At 62.6% G+C, this 17078-nt stretch carries 18 protein-coding genes; 6 read left to right on the forward strand and 12 right to left on the reverse strand.

All coding sequences use genetic code 11. The features are described 5' to 3' along the window. The first annotated feature begins 62 nt into the window (after positions 1–62). From FNJ47_RS08105 to FNJ47_RS08125, 5 genes are read left to right on the forward strand one after another with little or no spacing between them, the layout of a single operon-like run. Positions 63–803, forward strand: coding sequence for a GntR family transcriptional regulator (locus FNJ47_RS08105; protein ID WP_163152388.1), 741 nt, complete (start codon positions 63–65; stop codon positions 801–803). An 18-nt stretch (positions 804–821) separates the two neighbouring features. Further along, complete coding sequence (locus FNJ47_RS08110) at positions 822–1619, forward strand: transporter substrate-binding domain-containing protein (protein ID WP_163152448.1); 798 nt, start codon at positions 822–824, stop codon at positions 1617–1619. 29 nt (positions 1620–1648) lie between these two features. Next, the gene (locus tag FNJ47_RS08115) at positions 1649–2311 is read left to right on the forward strand and encodes an amino acid ABC transporter permease (RefSeq protein ID WP_163152390.1); all 663 of its coding nucleotides are present in this window, start codon (positions 1649–1651) and stop codon (positions 2309–2311) included. 2 nt (positions 2312–2313) lie between these two features. Next, positions 2314–2967, forward strand: a complete 654-nt coding sequence (locus tag FNJ47_RS08120) for an ABC transporter permease subunit (RefSeq protein ID WP_163152392.1) — start codon at positions 2314–2316, stop codon at positions 2965–2967. Continuing rightward, complete coding sequence (locus tag FNJ47_RS08125) at positions 2951–3688, forward strand: amino acid ABC transporter ATP-binding protein (RefSeq protein WP_163152394.1); 738 nt, start codon at positions 2951–2953, stop codon at positions 3686–3688. The genes FNJ47_RS08120 and FNJ47_RS08125 overlap by 17 nt, the downstream gene beginning before the upstream one ends. Before the next feature lie 189 nt (positions 3689–3877). Here FNJ47_RS08125 and FNJ47_RS08130 read toward each other — a convergent pair whose 3' ends face one another. The 4 genes from FNJ47_RS08130 to FNJ47_RS08145 form a co-directional block, all read right to left on the reverse strand. Continuing rightward, positions 3878–5149: an MFS transporter gene (locus tag FNJ47_RS08130; protein WP_163152396.1), complete on the reverse strand. Its 1272-nt coding sequence runs from the start codon at positions 5147–5149 to the stop codon at positions 3878–3880. Between the two features lie 62 nt (positions 5150–5211). Next, positions 5212–6006, reverse strand: coding sequence for an SDR family NAD(P)-dependent oxidoreductase (locus FNJ47_RS08135; protein WP_163152398.1), 795 nt, complete (start codon positions 6004–6006; stop codon positions 5212–5214). A 110-nt stretch (positions 6007–6116) separates the two neighbouring features. Continuing rightward, positions 6117–6983 (reverse strand): TauD/TfdA dioxygenase family protein, encoded by an 867-nt coding sequence (locus FNJ47_RS08140; protein ID WP_163152400.1) that lies wholly within the window; start codon positions 6981–6983, stop codon positions 6117–6119. Between the two features lie 160 nt (positions 6984–7143). Beyond that, the gene (locus FNJ47_RS08145) at positions 7144–7302 is read right to left on the reverse strand and encodes a hypothetical protein (RefSeq protein ID WP_163152402.1); all 159 of its coding nucleotides are present in this window, start codon (positions 7300–7302) and stop codon (positions 7144–7146) included. A 141-nt stretch (positions 7303–7443) separates the two neighbouring features. Between FNJ47_RS08145 and FNJ47_RS08150 the strand changes: the two genes are divergently transcribed. Beyond that, positions 7444–8463, forward strand: a complete 1020-nt coding sequence (locus tag FNJ47_RS08150) for an AraC family transcriptional regulator (protein WP_163152404.1) — start codon at positions 7444–7446, stop codon at positions 8461–8463. A 949-nt stretch (positions 8464–9412) separates the two neighbouring features. Here FNJ47_RS08150 and FNJ47_RS08155 read toward each other — a convergent pair. The 8 genes from FNJ47_RS08155 to FNJ47_RS50460 all read right to left on the reverse strand — a co-directional run bounded on the left by FNJ47_RS08155 (position 9413) and on the right by FNJ47_RS50460 (position 16968). Next, on the reverse strand, positions 9413–9595 hold the full coding sequence (locus FNJ47_RS08155) for a hypothetical protein (protein WP_163152406.1): 183 nt from the start codon (positions 9593–9595) through the stop codon (positions 9413–9415). 34 nt (positions 9596–9629) lie between these two features. Further along, positions 9630–10958 carry a cytosine deaminase gene (locus FNJ47_RS08160; RefSeq protein ID WP_430649363.1) on the reverse strand — a complete coding sequence of 443 codons (1329 nt, stop codon included), beginning with the start codon at positions 10956–10958 and terminating at the stop codon, positions 9630–9632. Between the two features lie 50 nt (positions 10959–11008). Further along, the gene (locus tag FNJ47_RS08165; RefSeq protein WP_163152408.1) at positions 11009–11908 is read right to left on the reverse strand and encodes a LysR family transcriptional regulator; all 900 of its coding nucleotides are present in this window, start codon (positions 11906–11908) and stop codon (positions 11009–11011) included. 71 nt (positions 11909–11979) lie between these two features. Further along, complete coding sequence (locus FNJ47_RS08170) at positions 11980–12969, reverse strand: isopenicillin N synthase family dioxygenase (protein WP_163152410.1); 990 nt, start codon at positions 12967–12969, stop codon at positions 11980–11982. A gap of 115 nt (positions 12970–13084) precedes the next feature. Beyond that, complete coding sequence (locus FNJ47_RS08175; RefSeq protein WP_235999660.1) at positions 13085–13825, reverse strand: ABC transporter permease; 741 nt, start codon at positions 13823–13825, stop codon at positions 13085–13087. Between the two features lie 64 nt (positions 13826–13889). Beyond that, entirely contained in the window at positions 13890–14660 is a 771-nt protein-coding gene (locus FNJ47_RS08180; protein WP_163152414.1) for an ABC transporter ATP-binding protein, read from the reverse strand. 5 nt (positions 14661–14665) lie between these two features. Then, the gene (locus FNJ47_RS08185; RefSeq protein WP_163152416.1) at positions 14666–15658 is read right to left on the reverse strand and encodes an ABC transporter substrate-binding protein; all 993 of its coding nucleotides are present in this window, start codon (positions 15656–15658) and stop codon (positions 14666–14668) included. Between the two features lie 977 nt (positions 15659–16635). After that, on the reverse strand, positions 16636–16968 hold the full coding sequence (locus FNJ47_RS50460) for a hypothetical protein (protein WP_206685297.1): 333 nt from the start codon (positions 16966–16968) through the stop codon (positions 16636–16638). Positions 16969–17078: the final 110 nt, after the last annotated feature.

Raw genomic sequence — 17078 nt, forward strand, 5'->3', positions numbered from 1 at the left:
ATTTGGGAGCGCCCCGCCCGCTTATCTTGTATACCTGTTCTGGCGTAGCTATGCTGCGCGGAATGCAGACGTCCGCCGATATCGCCGAGCGCCTCCTGGAGGCCCTACTCGCCGGAAAGTTTGAGCCCGGCTCGCGGTTCGGCGAGCAGGATCTCGCCGCTGTTTTCGGCTGCAGCCGGACAATGGTTCGGGAAGCTCTCACGCGGCTGAGTGCGCGTGGTCTGGTCAACGTCAGTCCGCGCCGGGGGTGGTACGTCGTCGAGGTGACGCGAGAGCAGGCGCAAGAAGTGTTTGAATCGCGGCGCATCATCGAGGTCGGGATTCTGAACAACGCAAGGCAGGTGAGCCCTGAGTCGCTCAGGCGACTAGATGCACATATCAAGCGTCAAAAAGCGTCATTTTCCCGCGATAATGCCGGCTTGCGCAGCTTCCTGCTCGGCGATTTTCACGTCTGCCTTGCCCAATGTCTCGGCAACAGCATTCTGGCGGAATCCTTGCGCGACCTGACCGTGCGCACCACGCTCGCGGCGATGCGCTTTCAGTCGTGGAAGGACGCCACGCGGTCCTTCAACGAACACCGCGAGATCGTCGAGATCCTGCATGCCGGCGACTTGGCGGCAGCCGCGTCCGCGATGTCGGCTCATCTCGGGACATGGGACGTCAAGCTGTCGGTACCGTCCGAGCGCGATTCTGTTTCCCTGCTTCGCGAGGCTCTTCAACCGGTCGATCGCCCGGCACGTGACTTGCATACAAGATCAGTCGCCAAGTCGCGCCCGGCGAGGCCGGCGCGGTCCACCAGCTAGGAGGTTTCCATGTACGCCATGACGTCCAAGACGACCCGCCGGACCGCCGTTTGTGCTCTCGCCGCTTGCGCCGTCCTGATCGCGGGCGCCGCGCAGGCCCAGAATGCGCTCGACGACATTACAAAATCCAAGACGATCAAGATCGCGATCCCGACGGATTTCCCGCCTTACGGCTTCGTTGGCGCGGACATGGCGCCGCAGGGCCTCGACGTCGACATGGCGAAATTCGTTGCCGCAAAGCTCAACGCCAAGGTCGAACTCGTCCCGGTCACGACTGCGAACCGGATTCCGTATCTCCAGACCAAGAAGGTCGACCTCGTCATCTCCACGCTCGGAAAGAACCCGGAGCGCGAGAAGGTCGTCGACTTCACGATCGCCTATTCGCCTTTCTTCATTGCGGTGTTCGCGCCGAAGGCCGCGGCCGTGAAGGCGGCCGAAGATCTTGCCGGCAAGTCCATCGCAGTGACGCGCGGTTCGGTCGACGATCAGGAACTGACCAAGGTCGCGCCCGCGACCGCCGAGATCCGCCGCTTCGAGGATAACAACGCAACCATCTCGGCCTTCCTGGCCGGCCAGACGCAACTCGTCGCGACGAGCGCCCAGGTTGCGTCCACGATCATGCAAAAGAATTCCTCGCTCGGTCTCGAGTACAAATTCCTGCTCAAGGATAGTCCGAACTTCATCGGCGTCGCGAAGGGCGAGGACGCCCTTCGGACCCGGGTCAACGAGATCGTCGCGGAAGCGCGCAAGTCCGGCGAGATCGACCGGCTGTGCAAGAAGTGGCTGGGCCGCGAAGCCGGCGACCTGCCGATCTAGGCGAACGCATTTCACCCTGGGCTGGATGCATGACGGTTGAACTGGATTTCGGTGCTGTCCTGGCGAGCTGGCCGCTGCTGCTCGTCGGCGTCGCCTGGACGCTCGGCCTGACGGCGGTGTCGGCCGTGCTGGGTGTCCTGACCGGCATCGCGTTCGCGTGGGCCAGAAGCGAGGGGCCGGTGCTGCTTCAAACTGTGGTCGGCGCCTACGTCGAGCTGATCCGCAACACGCCCTTCATCGTCCAGCTCTTCTTCATCTTCTTCGGGCTGCCCGCCGCCGGCTTTCGCCTGTCGCCCGAAGTTGCGTCCGTGATCGCCATGGTCGTCAACCTGTCCGCCTACGCGACGGAGATCGTTCGCGCCGGAATAGAGGCAACGCCGCGGGGACAGCGCGAAGCCGCGATCAGCCTCGCGCTCTCGCCGACGCAGACTTTCGTTTACGTCGTCACCCCGCCGGCGCTTGCCCGGATATGGCCCGCGCTGGTCAGCCAGATCATCATCGTCATGCTCGGCTCAGCGGTGTGCGGCCAGATCTCGGTGCCTGAACTGACCTTCGCGACCAGCCTGATCCAGAGCCGCAATTTCCGGTCGTTCGAAGCCTTCATCATCGTCGCCGCGATCTATCTCGTTCTGGCGTTCACGGTCCGGCGGCTGCTGCGCTGGGCAGGACCCAGATTCGTGTTCGGACGCTGACCGTGGTCGAGTTCACGCTCTGGGACATCCTGCGCAACCTCGCCCTCGCGGCGCGCTGGACCGTGGTGCTGTCGCTGATCGCCTTCCTCGGCGGAGGCGTGGTCGGCGCTGCATTGCTCGTGCTGCGGCTCTCGCCGTCGCGGATCGGGCGGGCGCTTGTCGAGGGCTATGTCGAGCTGTTCCAGGGCACGCCGCTGCTGGTGCAACTCTTTCTCGCCTATTTCGGGATTGCGCTGCTCGGCCTGAACACCTCGGCCTGGACCGCCGCGACACTGGCGCTCACGCTCTATACCAGCGCCTTCCTGGTCGAGATCTGGCGCGGCTGCGTCGAGGCCGTGCCGCGCGGCCAATGGGAAGCCGGCACCAGCCTGGCGCTCTCGTTCAGCGAGAACCTTCGTTACGTCGTCCTGCCGCAAGCGCTCACGATCGCCATCGCACCCACGGTCGGTTTTCTGGTCCAGGTCATCAAGGGTACTGCGCTCGCATCCGTGATCGGCTTCGTCGAGCTCACCAAGGCCGGCTCGATGGTGACCAACGCCACGTTCCGTCCTTTTGTCGTCTACAGCTGCGTCGGGCTCTTCTACTTCGTGCTCTGTTATCCCATCAGCCTCGTCGCGAAGAACCTTGAGAGGAAGCTCCATGCAGCCCATCGTTGAGATCAAGGGGTTGCGAAAGTCGTTCGGAACGCACGAGGTCCTCAAGGGGATCGACCTGACGGTCCAGCCCGGCGAGGTCGTGGCGATCATCGGCCGCTCCGGGTCCGGCAAATCGACGCTGCTGCGCTGTATCAACGGACTGGAGGCGTTTCAGGAAGGCAGCCTGACGGTCGACGGCAAGCCGCTGATCCATGGCGACCCCAATGCGATGCGGGCGCTCCGGCAGCGCGTCGGCATGATCTTCCAAAGCTTCAACCTGTTCCCGCACCTCTCGGCGGGCCGCAACATCATGCTGGCCCCCGGCCTCGTGAAGAGGAAGGTCTCAAGCGAAGCTGCCGATCAGGCGCGCGGCCTGCTGGCCCGCGTCGGGCTCACCGACAAATTCGACGCCATGCCGGATCGCCTGTCGGGCGGACAGCAGCAGCGCGTGGCGATTGCCCGCGCACTCGCCATGGAGCCGGCCGTGCTGCTCTGCGATGAAATCACGTCCGCGCTCGATCCCGAACTCGTCGGGGAGGTCTTGCGGGTCGTCGAGAGCCTCGCCGAGGAGGGCATGACCCTTCTGATGGTCACCCACGAGATGAGCTTTGCGCGCAAGGTGTCGGATCGACTTATCTTCATGCACCAGGGGCGCGTCCACGAGATGGGTTCGCCGGATGAGTTGTTCGCCGCCCCCAAGACGCCCGAGCTCAGACAATTCCTGTCGTCGCTTCACGAGTGAGCAGGCCGGATTCGCGTCTCGTCCGATGGTGGTCGATCAGCAGCGATTGACATCGCCGGCGCGTGAGCGGCGAATGAGAGCAACGGTGGAGTTCGCAGTTCTATTTGGAATGGTCGCAAATGGCGCACGATTTCTTCATGCGTTTGGCTCCTGCGAATCAAATCTCTCAATCCACGCTTTCGGTCCCCACTACGCACGGGCAGGCACGTGGATCACCAAATCACGCTGCCGCGCTGAGAAGAAGGCGGCCAGCGCAAAGAAAGCTCCCGAGCCGATGCCGATGAAATCGGTCGCCAGAACCACGTGCGTCAGCGGGGAGGAAACGCACTGCGCCACAAGCACGTCGACCGCTCGGCCAGCCGCCAAGTTTCCGATGGCGATCGCAAAAACATTGATGCACAGCATCGTGAACCCGGCCACCGTGGAACGTGTCTGGGCCGGCACCATGCCCATGATCGCGGCATTTGCCGACCCATAGCAGGCCAATGGCAGAAAAAATCCGGCGCACATGCCAACATAGAACGCCCAGGAACCTGGAGCGACGAAGCGATAGGCGACCATTGGGACAGCGCACGTGGCAATGAACAGGACGATGACAGCCGGATGGCCCCCGGGAAGTCGACGCGCCAGGCGATCGCCGACGACACCACCGATGACAGACCCCATTGCGCCAAACAGCAACTGGAATGTACCGATGTGCACCGCGATAGACGACGTGTCCATACCTCTCTCCTTCACCATCCAGAGCTGAGTGAACGACAGGCCGGCGAAGAGGATGTGAAGCAAGACGAACCCAATGATCAGGAACAACAGCGGCGGACGGCTCCGCATCAAGCCCAGCACCGTGCGGACTTGCTGAACGAACGGTGCGCCGCGCTCGTGAGTCATGGTCTGGCTGCGATCCTCCTTCAGGAAGGCCAGCAGCACGGCGATGACAATCCCCAGACCTCCCAAGGCATAGAACGTTGAGCGCCAACCAAGCGACGCTCCGAACGTGCCAGCCAGCAGGAAGCTGGCGCCGATCCCCATGGGAATGCCCATGAAGAAGATGCCCATGATTGTGCTGCGCTTCTGCTCCGAGAACAGCTCCGTCAGGATTGAAACGGCAGCAGGCACCAGGGCCGCCTCGCCGCTGGCGACAAAGAAGCGCGCCAACGCCATCTGCTCGAAGCTCTGGGCGTGACCAGAAGCCCAGGTACAGAGGCTCCAGATGAACACGCCGACGGCGATGATGCGCGTGCGGCTAAACCGGTCGGCCAGCGACCCGAGAAAAAGGGCCATGAAGCCGAAGCTCAGGACCCACACCACTCCCACGAGAAAGCCGTACTGGGTGTTGCTGATCTTGAGGTCCGTAATGATCTGCGGCGAGAAGCCCAGCAACATGTTGCGGTCGATGTGAGCCAGCACGTGAATGACCAGCAAGCCGGCCAGTACCGCAGTGGGGCGCTTCTTCCAGAGCATTCTTGCCTCCCGTGGATGGTCACGTTCGCTACGAGGTTCTCGATCCAGATTGGATTGGGCCTTTAGATGGCTCCGAAGCGTTGCGCGTCATCGACGATCAGCGTCGAACCGGTGATGAAGGCGCTGGCTGGCGACGCCAGCAGCAAGATCGCACCGTCCAAAGCCTCAGGCGAGCCCACCCGCTTGCGTGGCAAGCGTTCGATCATCTGTTTTCCCGCTGCGGTTTGCAGCATGGCACGGTTGATATCCGTCTCGATGAAGCCCGGGTTGATGGCATTCACGTTGATGCCTTGCGCCACCCATTCGCGAGCCATGGTGCGGGTCAGGTGCTCGAGAGCCGCCTTGCTGGCCCCGTAGATTCCCAGACCCGCCGGATTCGACTGTACTGCGAGTGAACAGATATTGACGATGCGACCCGGGGTGCGCAGCGCGATGAGGCGCCGCGCAAAAGCTGTTGCCACAAACAGTGCCGCCTTGGTATTCACGCCGAAGATGTTGTCGACCGCCGCTTCGCTGACCTCGGCCAGCGGACTGCGTCCCCCGACTCCGGCATTGTTGACCAGTGCCCACAGCGAGGACATGTCCTGCTGAATCTGATCCAGAACCCCGGTCAGCGCCTTCTGGTCGGTCACGTCGACCGGGAAACTCCATGCACGCCCACCTGCGCCAAGAATTTCGGCTTCGGTCTCTTTCAATTGCTGCTCGCGGCGCCCTAGCAACGCCACCTCAGCCCCAGCGGCGGCGAGTGTCTTCGCCGCCTGCCGACCGAGGCCCGATCCGGCCCCCGTGACGATCACCGCACGACCTGCCAGGCCGAAGCAGCGAGTGAGGAAGTTCGTGTCGATATGATCCGTCATAGAGTACCTTCAATCGTCAGGATGCTGTTGATCAGGCTCGGGCGACGTCACCGCCGTGTCGGCGTTGCTGGCACGTCGCGGAGGAGGTAGCCCGGATCACCAAGGCACGTTCAGCTAGCCGCGAGGCTCGCGTTCGACATCTGCTTGGCGACGCCGAACGGCTTGTCGCCACAGATCGTGACCCGGTGCCCATAGCGCCGATGCGGCCAGTAATCGAAGATTGCCTGGTGCTGTGCGGAGCGATTGTCCCAGAACGCGATCGAGTTTTTCTGCCACTTGAAGCGACACGACAGCTTTGGCGTCTCGATGTGCTGAAACAGGAAGGAGAGCAGCGCGTCACTCTCGGCCCGGCGAAGCTGCACGATGTTTGTGGTGAAGCCGCGATCGACGAACAGCAGCTTGCGGCCGGTCTCCGGGTGAATACGCACCACGGGATGCTCGAAGCGCGGGAACTGCATGTCGCTTCCCTCGCCGGGCTTGCGGTCCGAATGCGCCTTCCAGGAATCGTGGATCGCGGTCAACCCGTCGAGCATCTTGCGCAGCGGCTCCGACAGGCTCTCATAGGCTTCGTACATGTTGGCGAACATCGTGTCGCCGCCACCATCCGGCGGGATCTCCTGGATATAGAGGATCGAGCCCATCGGCGGCTCCTCGTCGCAGGAGACGTCGGAATGCCAGGATTCGCCGGCGACGCGCTTGCTGTTCTCGTCGGCCTTGATCACGAGGATTTCAGGGTGGTCCGGCAGGCCCTTCGGCGCGTTCGGATGAACGTGCAGCTTGCCGAAGCGGGCGCCGAACGTCTTCTGCTGTTCGACCGTCAGTTGCTGGTCTCGAAAAAAGATGACGAGATTTTCCATCAGCGCCCGATGGATTTCGTCGAATTGCCGGTTGCTCAATTGCTGCGAGAGATCGACGCCAAAAATCTCTGCACCGATCGTTGGCGTGGTTTTGCGCACTTCGATGGTTTCGTAAACCATATCCGGCTCCAGTTTGCTTGGGTGTGGTTGGGTGGCTCTGGGAATTATGGTGGTGCTCATGCGGGGCGGAGGCATGGCCGTCACGATGGCGTCCGCGGCTGCTCACGGAGACCGATCATCGCGCGTGCATTGCACAGGCTTCGGCAGGCGTCGCACGGCCTCAGACCGCCATCACGACGGCGCTGTTCGGGCAGCTCTGACGACCGATCAGCCGTGACGGTGGCAGAGCTTCGGCGGTGATGGCCGGTGGGACGACCGAGATTGTTGCGCCGCTGCCGGTCAGTCGATTCGCGCCGATAATGCGCTGCTTCGCTTGCACGCATCATTGTTCCACCGTTTCCGCCCTGTCGTGCCGCCGCTGTGCGGCCGCTTCTTGCCCAATCAATACGTCGGGCTGCGACATCGCATTTGACGATTCACGACATCGACTTTACATTTCGCGACAGGGAGGGATTTTGCGATGGTCGACCTGATCCGCGCGGCCTGCCTGATGCACTATGCGGAGACCGCGCGCAGCGTCGGGCTCGATCCGGCGAGGATGCTGAAAAGTGTGGGTCTGCCACCTGGCGTGACCGATCCGGATATCCGGATTCCGGGAGGTGGCGTACGTCGCCTGTTGGAGGCCTCCGCGGCCGCCGCGGGGATCGACGATTTCGGCCTTCGGCTGGCCGAGCGCGGCGGGTTTTCAAATCTCGGGCCAGTGGCACTCATTGCGCGCGACCAGCCAACCGTCGGAGCGGCGATGGAGGCGATCGGACGTTATATGCACATCCACAATGAATCGCTGCGTCAGCGCATCGAGCGACACGGCGACGTCGTGGTGATCATACCCGAGATATTGCTTGGCCGCCCCGTCCCGGCACGGCAGGCAGTGGAACTGGCGGTAGGGGTGTCCTATCGCATTCTCAGCGCTTTTCTTGGATCGGGGTGGCAGCCGCTGGACGTACACTTCACGTATCCGGCACCACGCAATCGCCAGACGTATCGGCGCTTCTTCAAGTGTAATGTCGTGTTCGGGGCCGAATTCGATGGGATCATCTGCCACAGCACCGACATGGATCGTCCGATGGCTGCCGCAGACCCATCGATCGCGAGATACGCGCAGAGATATATCGAGACCGTTGCCGCACGCTCATCCACATTTGATGGCAAGGTCCGGGAGTTGATCGCGGCACTGCTGCCAAAGGGGCACTGCTCGGTGGAGCGCGTGGCCCAGCATCTGGGCTGCGACGGTCGCACCGTGCAGCGCAGGCTCGCCGAGAGCGGCAAGAGCTTTTCCGAGATCGTCGATAAGGAGAGAGCCGAAGCGGTGGTTCGCCTTATCAAAGAAAAGGATCGTTCACTCAGCGCCGTCGCCGCACTTCTGGGCTTCTCCGCGCAAAGCGCGCTTGCACGTTGGTTCCGAGAGCGATTCGGCTGCAGCATTACGGAATGGCGCAGCAATCCTCGGTCACTCTTGATGGATCAAAAGACGCGCTGACCCCATCGCCGCAGAGCTTTTGCTCCAGCACAGTCACACGGCAATCGGCGCGACTGACGGTTGCGACGAGCGGGTTTGTCTGGGTTCATTGAAGCGCGTCACCAAGCCGCTGGTGTGACTTTGGATCGTCGGTGCGGATAGGCGGGGAGCAATGTTCGCTCCAATGGACGCCCGCTATCACGCACTGTAAACCGAATGGTTCAGGCTCCAACGGCCAATCTGCGAAGCAGGCAAGACCGAAGCCGCGACGCTCTCCACGGCAGCGACGATGATGTGGCCACGTCTGGTACCCTGCAGGTCTCCTATTCTGCATACCGCGGGCATCACGCGCGCAGCGCTGATCAACGAGTGTCTTGGTGAAATTCGAATCTGGCCGGGATGCGAGACAGTCGAGGAGGTCGGTGTGCTTGGCGGTCCGCGTGGCGGTTTTACTGTCCACATCGTCCAGTATGGTACCACGAGGAAGCGGCTGGCTGATCGCGCCATTCGCTGCATCATGCGCGAAAAGCTGCGACGCAACCATCTGCGGGAAGAATAGGGCGCATTACACGCTACTCCCGGAAACCGACGTGCCGCGATGCGGGTGACCAATTTTTTCGGGGCCGGCGTCAACCGGCTCGTCTTCTCGCTGCTCATGGTCGTCATATCCCTCACACATCTTGACGCGCGGTCGCCGCGCCGCCTGTGCTACGCTGGACGCAAGCCGTTAGGTCATAATCTGTCGCAGGTTGCGCTCCGACCGAGGGGCTGGCATGCAAGCAGACTCCAGAATGTCATGATTGAGGACCACAGGTCTGCGATGCTGATAGATCAGAAAATTCTTTCAAACTCGCCGGCCTTCAAGGAGGCATCGCAAGCCCCCGCCGGGGCCGGACATGGAAGAACGCATCCTGGGTGCAACTGAATTCGTGTTCGGTCCATTTTGGACTTGGGGGATCGACGACTGCGCTCAAGTCGGAATGCCAAAAATACCAAAGACCTTGATCGGTTTGTCTTCATCCTCGAATGCCGGTTTGTGTCGTTCTCGAATGCCGCCGTCGCCCAGATGGAAGCCGCTCGCAAAATGCGAACGGTGCCGCGCTTCGGCTAACCTTTTGTAAGCCACCCTGATGCTAATCAGCCGTCTGAACATCCCTTAGACTGCAAACCTCCGACCTTGCTGGAGGTCATCGACCTGCGATCGTTTCGAGCGATGCGTAGGAAGGAAGGCAAGCGGACGACGCGGTGCCGGCGCGAATGACTAGGCGGTCCGAGTGAGGCCGCGCAATCACCTGATCGAGGCTCCATGCCTCCAGGATCATCAGGTCGGCGGGGCGGCCGGCGGCGATCACGCCGGCCTGCACACCCATGATAGCCGCCGGAACAGCGCCAGCCATGGCGGCGGCATCTGCGAAGGGATGATCGAGATGTGCGATGCGCACGGCCTGCCGCCAAGTATCGAGCATGTCGTGATCGCCATAGGCGTAGAACGGATCGCGACAATTATCACCGGCGACGGCGACACGCACGCCCGCCGCGCGCAGCTCCTTTACCGGTGTCACCCCGCGCCAGCGCGGCGTCACGCCATCGGCGCGGTCCTGCAGATACATGTTCACGGTCGGCAGCGTGATGATCGAAATTCCCGCGGATGCGACGAGTTCGATGACACGGGCGGCTTCATCATCCGGAATCAGCGCGAGCGAGCAGCAATGACCGCAAGTGACGCGGCCTTCCCATCCATGACGGATGGTAGCCGCCGCGACACTGGGCAGCGCGTCCGCGCGCGCGGCCTCGTCGACATGAAGATCGACGTCGAGATCGCGCTCCTTCGCAAGCAGGAACAATGCGTCAAGCAGTGCATCGATATCCTCAAGCGCTTTGCCGTGAGCCCCGCCGGAAGCCCGGGTGACGCCGCCAAGCAGTCCGCCTTGCGCGGCGACGAGATCGGCGAGCTTGCGACCATAGTCGCCGCGATAGGCGTCGAGCGGCACCAGCGCCACCGCTTGTAGCGCGATAAGCGCCGCCCAGCGCTCTCGGGTCTCGCTGAAAGCGGCCCATGTCGTCTCGGCCTGCCCTTCGTGGCTGTCGAGATGGGAGCGGATCGCCGCGACGCCATGGGCGTCCGCGCAATTGAGAGCGAATTCCATGCGGTGCAGCAGATCGTCGCGACGCCAATGCGCAATGCGGTCTGATGTGGTGGCGTCGCGTGCGCCAGGATGCGTGCCGCCGGAGTCCGGCGCTCGGCCGATGACATGGCCCTTGTCGAGATGCGTATGCGCATCGACCAGGAGCGGCCAGACGTGGCGGTCGGCGAGATCAACAACGCACTCCGCCTCGCCATGGCCGGCCGGAAGGACGGCGGCGACGGTCTGGCCGTGGACGACGATATCGATCAGCGCCGCGCCGTCGCGATCGCAAGCAGCGCCGCCCGGTACGCCTGCGCCAAGCAGCGAGGCCGGCGTGCGCGCGTTGCGCAACAACAGCCGTTCCTTGCCGGTGAAAAGCCCTGGAGCGATGGTTTTGGGTGAAAGCGATGTCACAGGCAGCGGTCCGGATAAGAGGGGTGTCAGGCGGAATCTGGGAGCTTCAGGTGCTCAACGGCAAACAACATGAAATGGCTGGCCACCGGAGAGAGCGAGCCGCGTACGCGATGAAGCACGTTGAGTCGTTGCAGGCCGGCGGTGCCCGACAGTGGAATGAAGGCGAGCTCTTCGTTCGTCAGTTCCTGATCGACGTCGACACGATTGAGGAAAGTCACGTGGGGCGAGGTATGTGCAAGGCGCTTCATCAGCTCCATCGAGTTAGTCTCGACCATCGGCGTCAGGCTGGCGTGAGACGGCGCAATGTTCTCGACCACCTCGCGCAATGACAGCGATCGATCCGCCAGCACCAGGGGATAGACGAGGCAATCCGAGATGCGCACGCTTTTGCGCGCCGCCAGCGGATGGTCGGGGGCGACTACGGCGCCGAGGCGATGCTGGAATTCACCGGCGCGCTGCAGCCGACTATCTTCCGGCAGATTGTAGGCTACCGCCAGGTCGGCCTGGCCGGACGCCACCATGTCGGCGACCCCGGTCCGGTCGCCTACCATGATGCGCAGGCTCACCTGGGGATGCGCCGCCCGATAGGCGGCGACGATCTCGGCGAGGCGTCCGGCGGCGAGCGTCGCCATCGTGGCGACGAATACCTCGCCGCGGCTCAAGCCCCGCAGCGCATTGATCTGCGTGCGCATGCGATCGTGGGCGCGCAGCGTCTCACGGATGTGCGCGATCAGGATCTCGCCGGAACTCGTCAGCCGCAGACCGCGCGGCAGGCGTTCGAAGATCGGCGCCTCCAGCTGCTCCTCCAGATCGAGGATGTGGCGGTTGATGGCAGAGGCGGCGACGTGCAGCGTCTTGGCCGCCTTGCGGATGGAGCCCTGGCGGGCGACCTCGTCGATATAGCGCAGCGCTCGGCTGTGAAGCATGGTCGGTCCGATATGTGGAAGGGGCGTTTGCCCCTTCCACACGATGACGCCGGCGCGGCTCATACTCAACTTCAGTTTTTCGCGAAGTTCGCGCTGATCCGCATCGTCAGGTAGTCGCCGGCCGTGATCGGCGGATACTTGCCGAGCGGCCCCCGCATGACGGCGTCGCGGTTGGCCTGGCAGAAGAACGGCAGCGACAGGCGCCGGCCAAGATATTCGTCCGCCCGCGGCATGCGCACGCGGTGGAGCGTCGACTGCAGCTGATCGTCCGACCAGCGCATCAGCATATCGCCGATGTTGCAGGTGATGTAGCCGTTGCGCGGCGGGACGTCCGTCCATTTGCCTTCCGCAGCGTCCTTGCCGGGACATACCTGCAAGCCGCCTTCGCCTTCCTTCTGATGCAGGATGGTGAGGCAGTCGAAATCCGAATGAGCGCCGGCGCGCCAGGTCTTGAAGTCGTCCGGCTTGGCGTTCTCCATCGACATGTAGTGGATCAGGCGCAGTGTCGACTGATACTGATCCGAGTTCGGATCATGAGCCTTGGCGAAGAAGTCTTCGGCGAAGCCCATCTTGAGCGCGAAGCAGGACAGGATACGCACCCCGAGCTCCCAATTCTGCCGTTCGAACTCCAGCATCTTCGCCTTGAAGCCCGGCAGCTCTTCCTCGCTCGGCCATAATCCCGTCATGTTGGGCGGGGTGATCTGGTAGCTTTCCTTGTTGTCCGGCGTGCCGGTGGACGGTCGCACCTGTGCCTTATACTCCCAGCCCGCGTTCGTGCCTTTGGGCATCGGATACCTGGCCTTCGTGTCCGTTGGCAGCTCGAAGAACGTCCAAGCTGTCTCGAAGGCGGCATCGATGTCGGCCTGAGGAATACCGTGGTTGCAGACCTGGAAGAAGCCGATGTCCCTGGATGCCTGCCAGAGCGCGTCGGCGATTTCGTGCTTCCGCCTGTCGAAATCCGAAAGGTCGATGACGGGAATTTCGCGTTCGACGGTTTTGCCGATGCCGCCAATGGTAGCTTCCTTGTTCAGTTCGGCGAGGGCATACGGTTCGGTAGTCATTGCAGTCTCCTGATGTTGAGGCCGACGGGCCGGCGGTTGAGGAGCAATGTCCGGGCTTGGCCCGACCGCTTCTACTCCGGGGTGAGTGGCGCAGGGGCTCGCCTGCGCCGAAATTTCAGTCCTTCTTCGGCAGGCTCCACGGGAAGAGGGACTTCTGCGCGAACAACACAAGTTGGAACAGCACGAGAGACATCGCAGCGAGAACGATCAACCCGGCCCAGGCCTGCGGCAGGCGGAACATCGATGTCGAGAACTGGATAAAGTAGCCGACGCCCGCCTCGGAGGCGCAGAACTCGGCCACTACCGCCCCGATCACGGCGAGGGTGATGGAAATCTTCAGTGCGGAGAAGATGTACGGGACCGCGAAGGGCAGACGGATCTGCGTGATCTCCCGCCAGGCCGGCGCGCGCAGGCTGCGGGAGAGTTCGATCAACTCCGGCGGCGTGGCCGCCAGACCCGTCGCTGTGGAGACGACGAGCGGAAAGAAGGTGATGAGACAGGTGATCACCACGCGCGGTGCGTCGCCCGCGCCCAGCGACACGATGATGATGGGCGCGACCGCCACCACCGGCGTCGATTGCACGACGACGAGCAGCGGATAGAGCGTCCTGGAGAGAAATGGCGAGCGCAGCATCAGGATCGCGAGCGGAATGGCGATCACGATGGAGAGCGCGTAGCCGATCATCGCGACTCGCAGCGTCGCCCAGACATGAACGAACCAGCGGTCGTATCCGATCGAAGAGAACGATTGGATCACCGAAGACGGCGTCGGCAGAAGATAGGACGGAATTGCAAAAATACGCGCGGTCAGCTCCCACAGCACAACCACCGCAATGAGGGAGCCGAGCGTCGCCATGCCCGGCGCGGTCGCAAGTCGCCGAAAGAACGGCGAAGCGCCGGCTACCGGGTCGGTCATGGCCTTAGGCTGCCTTTTGGAGGAGGAAGCTGCGTAGGTAGGCACTGAGGTCATGGATCGCTTTCTCATTCGCGGTTTCAGGGCCGCGCGGACGTCCCACCGGCACGACGACGTCAGTCAGCACGGAGCCCGGGCGGCCGGTCATCACCAGGACGCGGTCGGCGAGGAGCGCCGCCTCGCTCACCGAGTGGGTGATGAAGACGACTGTCTTCGGCCGTTCGGCGAAGATGCGCAGCAGGTCGAAGCCCATGACCTCGCGCGTCAGTGCGTCCAGCGCAGAGAACGGCTCGTCCATGAGGAGAATGTCCGGGTCCATGAGCAGCGCCCGGGCAATGCCGACGCGCTGCTGCATTCCCCCGGAGAGTTCGTCCGGCAAACGCTTGGCGAAGCCTTCGAGGCCGACCATACGCAACAGGGCAGCCGCGCGCTCGCGTTCCTCGGGGCTTACCCGGCCGCGCTTGTGACGGGCCGGAAAAACGACATTATCCTCCACCGTCGCCCAGGGCAGCAGCGTCGGCTTCTGGAAGACGATTCCGATATCGTCGCGCGGCTCGCCGACTTGCAAGCCAAATACCTCCACGGAGCCCGACGTCGGCCGTAGCAGCCCGGCGATCAGACGCAACAGCGTGGACTTGCCACAGCCGGAAGGACCGAGGATCGCGACAAACTCGTGCCGCGCGACCTCGAAGCTGACGTCACGGAGCGCCTCGGTCCGGCCGGAGCGGGTATCGAATACCTGCCCAAGTGTGTCGAAGCGGATGGCGGGTGAGGCCATGATCTTCACTTCGCTGGAATGAAGTGGCGCGTGACGGCCTTCTCGGGATCGAACTTGGCCGGATCGATACTCTGCGCCGCGGAGACGCGGCGCCACGTCTCGGCAAGACGTGCAGGCTCGAATACGCCGAGGCCATCCTTGTCAGTGACTTCGTTAAAGATCAGCGGCAGGGTGTCGTTGAGCGAGCCCTCGACGTCTTCGGTAGAGATCTCGGCGACGATCGCCTTGACCGCAGCGGCGGCTTTCGCGGGTTCGGCTTTGGCGAATTCGATCGACATTTTGTAGGCTTCGACAAAACGTTTGGCGACCTCAGGGCGCTTGGCGAGGAAGTCATCGTTGGCGATCAGGGACGCGGAATAGAGTTCGAGGCCGGCCGCCGACCACGGCAGCACGACGATTTCCTTGCCGGCTTCCTTGCCTTGATTCCTGTATCTGGTGAGATCGGTCATCCACGCGACGATGCCATCGACATTCCCGGCCATCAGCATGGGGCCAAGCGAGCCGGGCTCCGCCTTGATCAGCTTGACGTCCGAAGATTCGACACCCTTGTCTTTCAGGACCAGCGGCAGATAGAAGTTCGACGAGGTGAAGGGCGATGTGGCGATGGTCTTGCCCTTGAGGTCCGCCATGCTTCCGATGCGGCCGCTCTTGATAACGTAGAGAGCGTGCGGCCCTTTGTTGAACTCGGAGAAGATTGCGGTGACCTTGACATTCTCATTGGCCTTCGCGGCGAGAAGCGCGCCGATATCGGCGACGCCGACGTCGGCGGAGCCCGCGGCAAGACGTGAGATGGCGTCGGTTGAGCCGCGGCCCGAGGCGATGGTTACGTCGAGGCCGGCATCGCGGCAAAAGCCGTCATGGATGCAGACGTAGATCGGCGCCTTGTCGCCGCCCGGCAGCCAGTCGAGTTGAAAGATCACCTTGTCAGCCGCGAGCGCAGGCGCCGCGATGAGGCTGGAGGCGAGGGCGAACGAAGTAAGGGTGGCGCGCAGGGACATGATGGCCTCGTGGCTAAGTGTTCGATTTTACAGGACGCGAACGGGACGATGGACGAGCTGCCCCGGGGCGATTGGCTTCGCTCCGAGCCGCACATAGGGTCTGGACGGCTGCCCGAAGCAGTGCCGGCGAGCACCTCAGCCCCTGGACCTGGGGCTCTCGCGGTGGCTCGAGAATGGATGATTGCGAGCATCTGGAGGCCATGGCATTTTGCATCGCCGAGCAATGTCCAGAGCCGAGGCTCAGACCGCTTCTACTCGCAGCCCGTTGATCTCACGGAGCTACTTGTCCCTGCAAGCCGATAGAAGCGGCGATGGTGTGGCTTAAATCTAGGCAGGGGTTGTTCGCGTGTAATCAAGTCGGATATTAAACCCGCCAAAGTTCTTGATCTGTTTGTGATCATCGAGTCGGAGCTCGAATGCCGCCATCGCCTAAATAATGACCGTTCGCAAAATGAGAACGGTCAAGGCGAAATTCTCTTCCCGGTTAGCGGCGTCGTTCGCGTGCTATTGGGAACGCAGAGCGTCTTCCCTTTGTAATCGCTTCTGTGTCGGTTCTCGCGGGCGCGATCTATTTGCGTGCCGGTGTGCTTGATAGCTGCCGGATAGCTGAGGGCGAGTGTCTTGGCGCTATGGCCACTGCGTGGGTAGTCGCAATAATTTGGGCCTTGTTCACCGTAGCTTTTCTTGCCTACTTCGCTTCCGCGAAGGGAAGGCCACACTAAATTAGGCGTCTTTGGAACCTTACCCACATGCAAACCCACAGTGCAGGTTGAGAACGTGGGGTTGGCGTCGGAGCTGACCTAATCCTTCCGGGTGATGCCATTCGTCACTGTGAATGAATGAGCAACTCGTGCTCATCTTTGGAGGCTCGGGGTCACGCCCGCGCCTTGGGCTGAGGCGGCCTCGGCTTTGGTGCCAAGCCCTCGTCCCAGTCGGTTGAACGCCGGGCCGAGGCCGCCTCATTAGGGTGCGACTCCTTAACGGGCGTGAATCCACGCAACGTCACGCCTTCTACCTTCTTTGGATTGCCGCCGCGTGTAGCCGTGCAAGTGCAGGCGATGGTATCGGCTGATTTTCTTATCGAGCACCCTGATCTCGCGCTTGATCGCGGCAATGCGGTCGACGGCGGTGAAGATCTCGGCGGCGTCGGTGGTGGTCTGGGTGGTTTTCCTGGGGATAGTTTTCGGCGCTGCCGAGGGCGGCACGTCCATATAGGTCATGCGAACCGGCTGGCCCTCGAGCGTGGGATCCAGATACTGCACCGGATAGGGATAGTTGATCCCCTCAAGCGCGATGCCGAGTGGCGGCAAGGCGGCGGGTTGGGTCTAGGCTGCGGGTGCCGGGGACGTCTGCGCTGCTGCGGGGGCCGCTCAACGCCGTCGCAAGCAGCGCGGTGAAAATTATCCGGAAACGATTGCTC

The sequence above is a fragment of the Bradyrhizobium uaiense genome, assembly GCF_010811875.1.
GTDB classification, from domain to species: Bacteria; Pseudomonadota; Alphaproteobacteria; order Rhizobiales; family Xanthobacteraceae; genus Bradyrhizobium; species Bradyrhizobium uaiense.

Bases quoted from the DNA above. Each gene is read 5' to 3' on its own strand.
- FNJ47_RS08140 (WP_163152400.1), bottom strand. From the start codon at position 6,983: ATGGTTTACGAAACCATCGAAGTGCGCAAAACCACGCCAACGATCGGT.
- FNJ47_RS08135 (WP_163152398.1), bottom strand. From the start codon at position 6,006: ATGACGGATCATATCGACACGAACTTCCTCACTCGCTGCTTCGGCCTG.
- FNJ47_RS08105 (WP_163152388.1), top strand. From the start codon at position 63: ATGCAGACGTCCGCCGATATCGCCGAGCGCCTCCTGGAGGCCCTACTC.
- FNJ47_RS08125 (WP_163152394.1), top strand. From the start codon at position 2,951: ATGCAGCCCATCGTTGAGATCAAGGGGTTGCGAAAGTCGTTCGGAACG.
- FNJ47_RS08115 (WP_163152390.1), top strand. From the start codon at position 1,649: ATGACGGTTGAACTGGATTTCGGTGCTGTCCTGGCGAGCTGGCCGCTG.
- FNJ47_RS08155 (WP_163152406.1), bottom strand. From the start codon at position 9,595: ATGTTCAGACGGCTGATTAGCATCAGGGTGGCTTACAAAAGGTTAGCC.
- FNJ47_RS08130 (WP_163152396.1), bottom strand. From the start codon at position 5,149: ATGCTCTGGAAGAAGCGCCCCACTGCGGTACTGGCCGGCTTGCTGGTC.
- FNJ47_RS08150 (WP_163152404.1), top strand. From the start codon at position 7,444: ATGGTCGACCTGATCCGCGCGGCCTGCCTGATGCACTATGCGGAGACC.
- FNJ47_RS08110 (WP_163152448.1), top strand. From the start codon at position 822: ATGACGTCCAAGACGACCCGCCGGACCGCCGTTTGTGCTCTCGCCGCT.
- FNJ47_RS08165 (WP_163152408.1), bottom strand. From the start codon at position 11,908: ATGCTTCACAGCCGAGCGCTGCGCTATATCGACGAGGTCGCCCGCCAG.
- FNJ47_RS08185 (WP_163152416.1), bottom strand. From the start codon at position 15,658: ATGTCCCTGCGCGCCACCCTTACTTCGTTCGCCCTCGCCTCCAGCCTC.
- FNJ47_RS08170 (WP_163152410.1), bottom strand. From the start codon at position 12,969: ATGACTACCGAACCGTATGCCCTCGCCGAACTGAACAAGGAAGCTACC.
- FNJ47_RS08180 (WP_163152414.1), bottom strand. From the start codon at position 14,660: ATGGCCTCACCCGCCATCCGCTTCGACACACTTGGGCAGGTATTCGAT.
- FNJ47_RS08175 (WP_235999660.1), bottom strand. From the start codon at position 13,825: ATGGCGACGCTCGGCTCCCTCATTGCGGTGGTTGTGCTGTGGGAGCTG.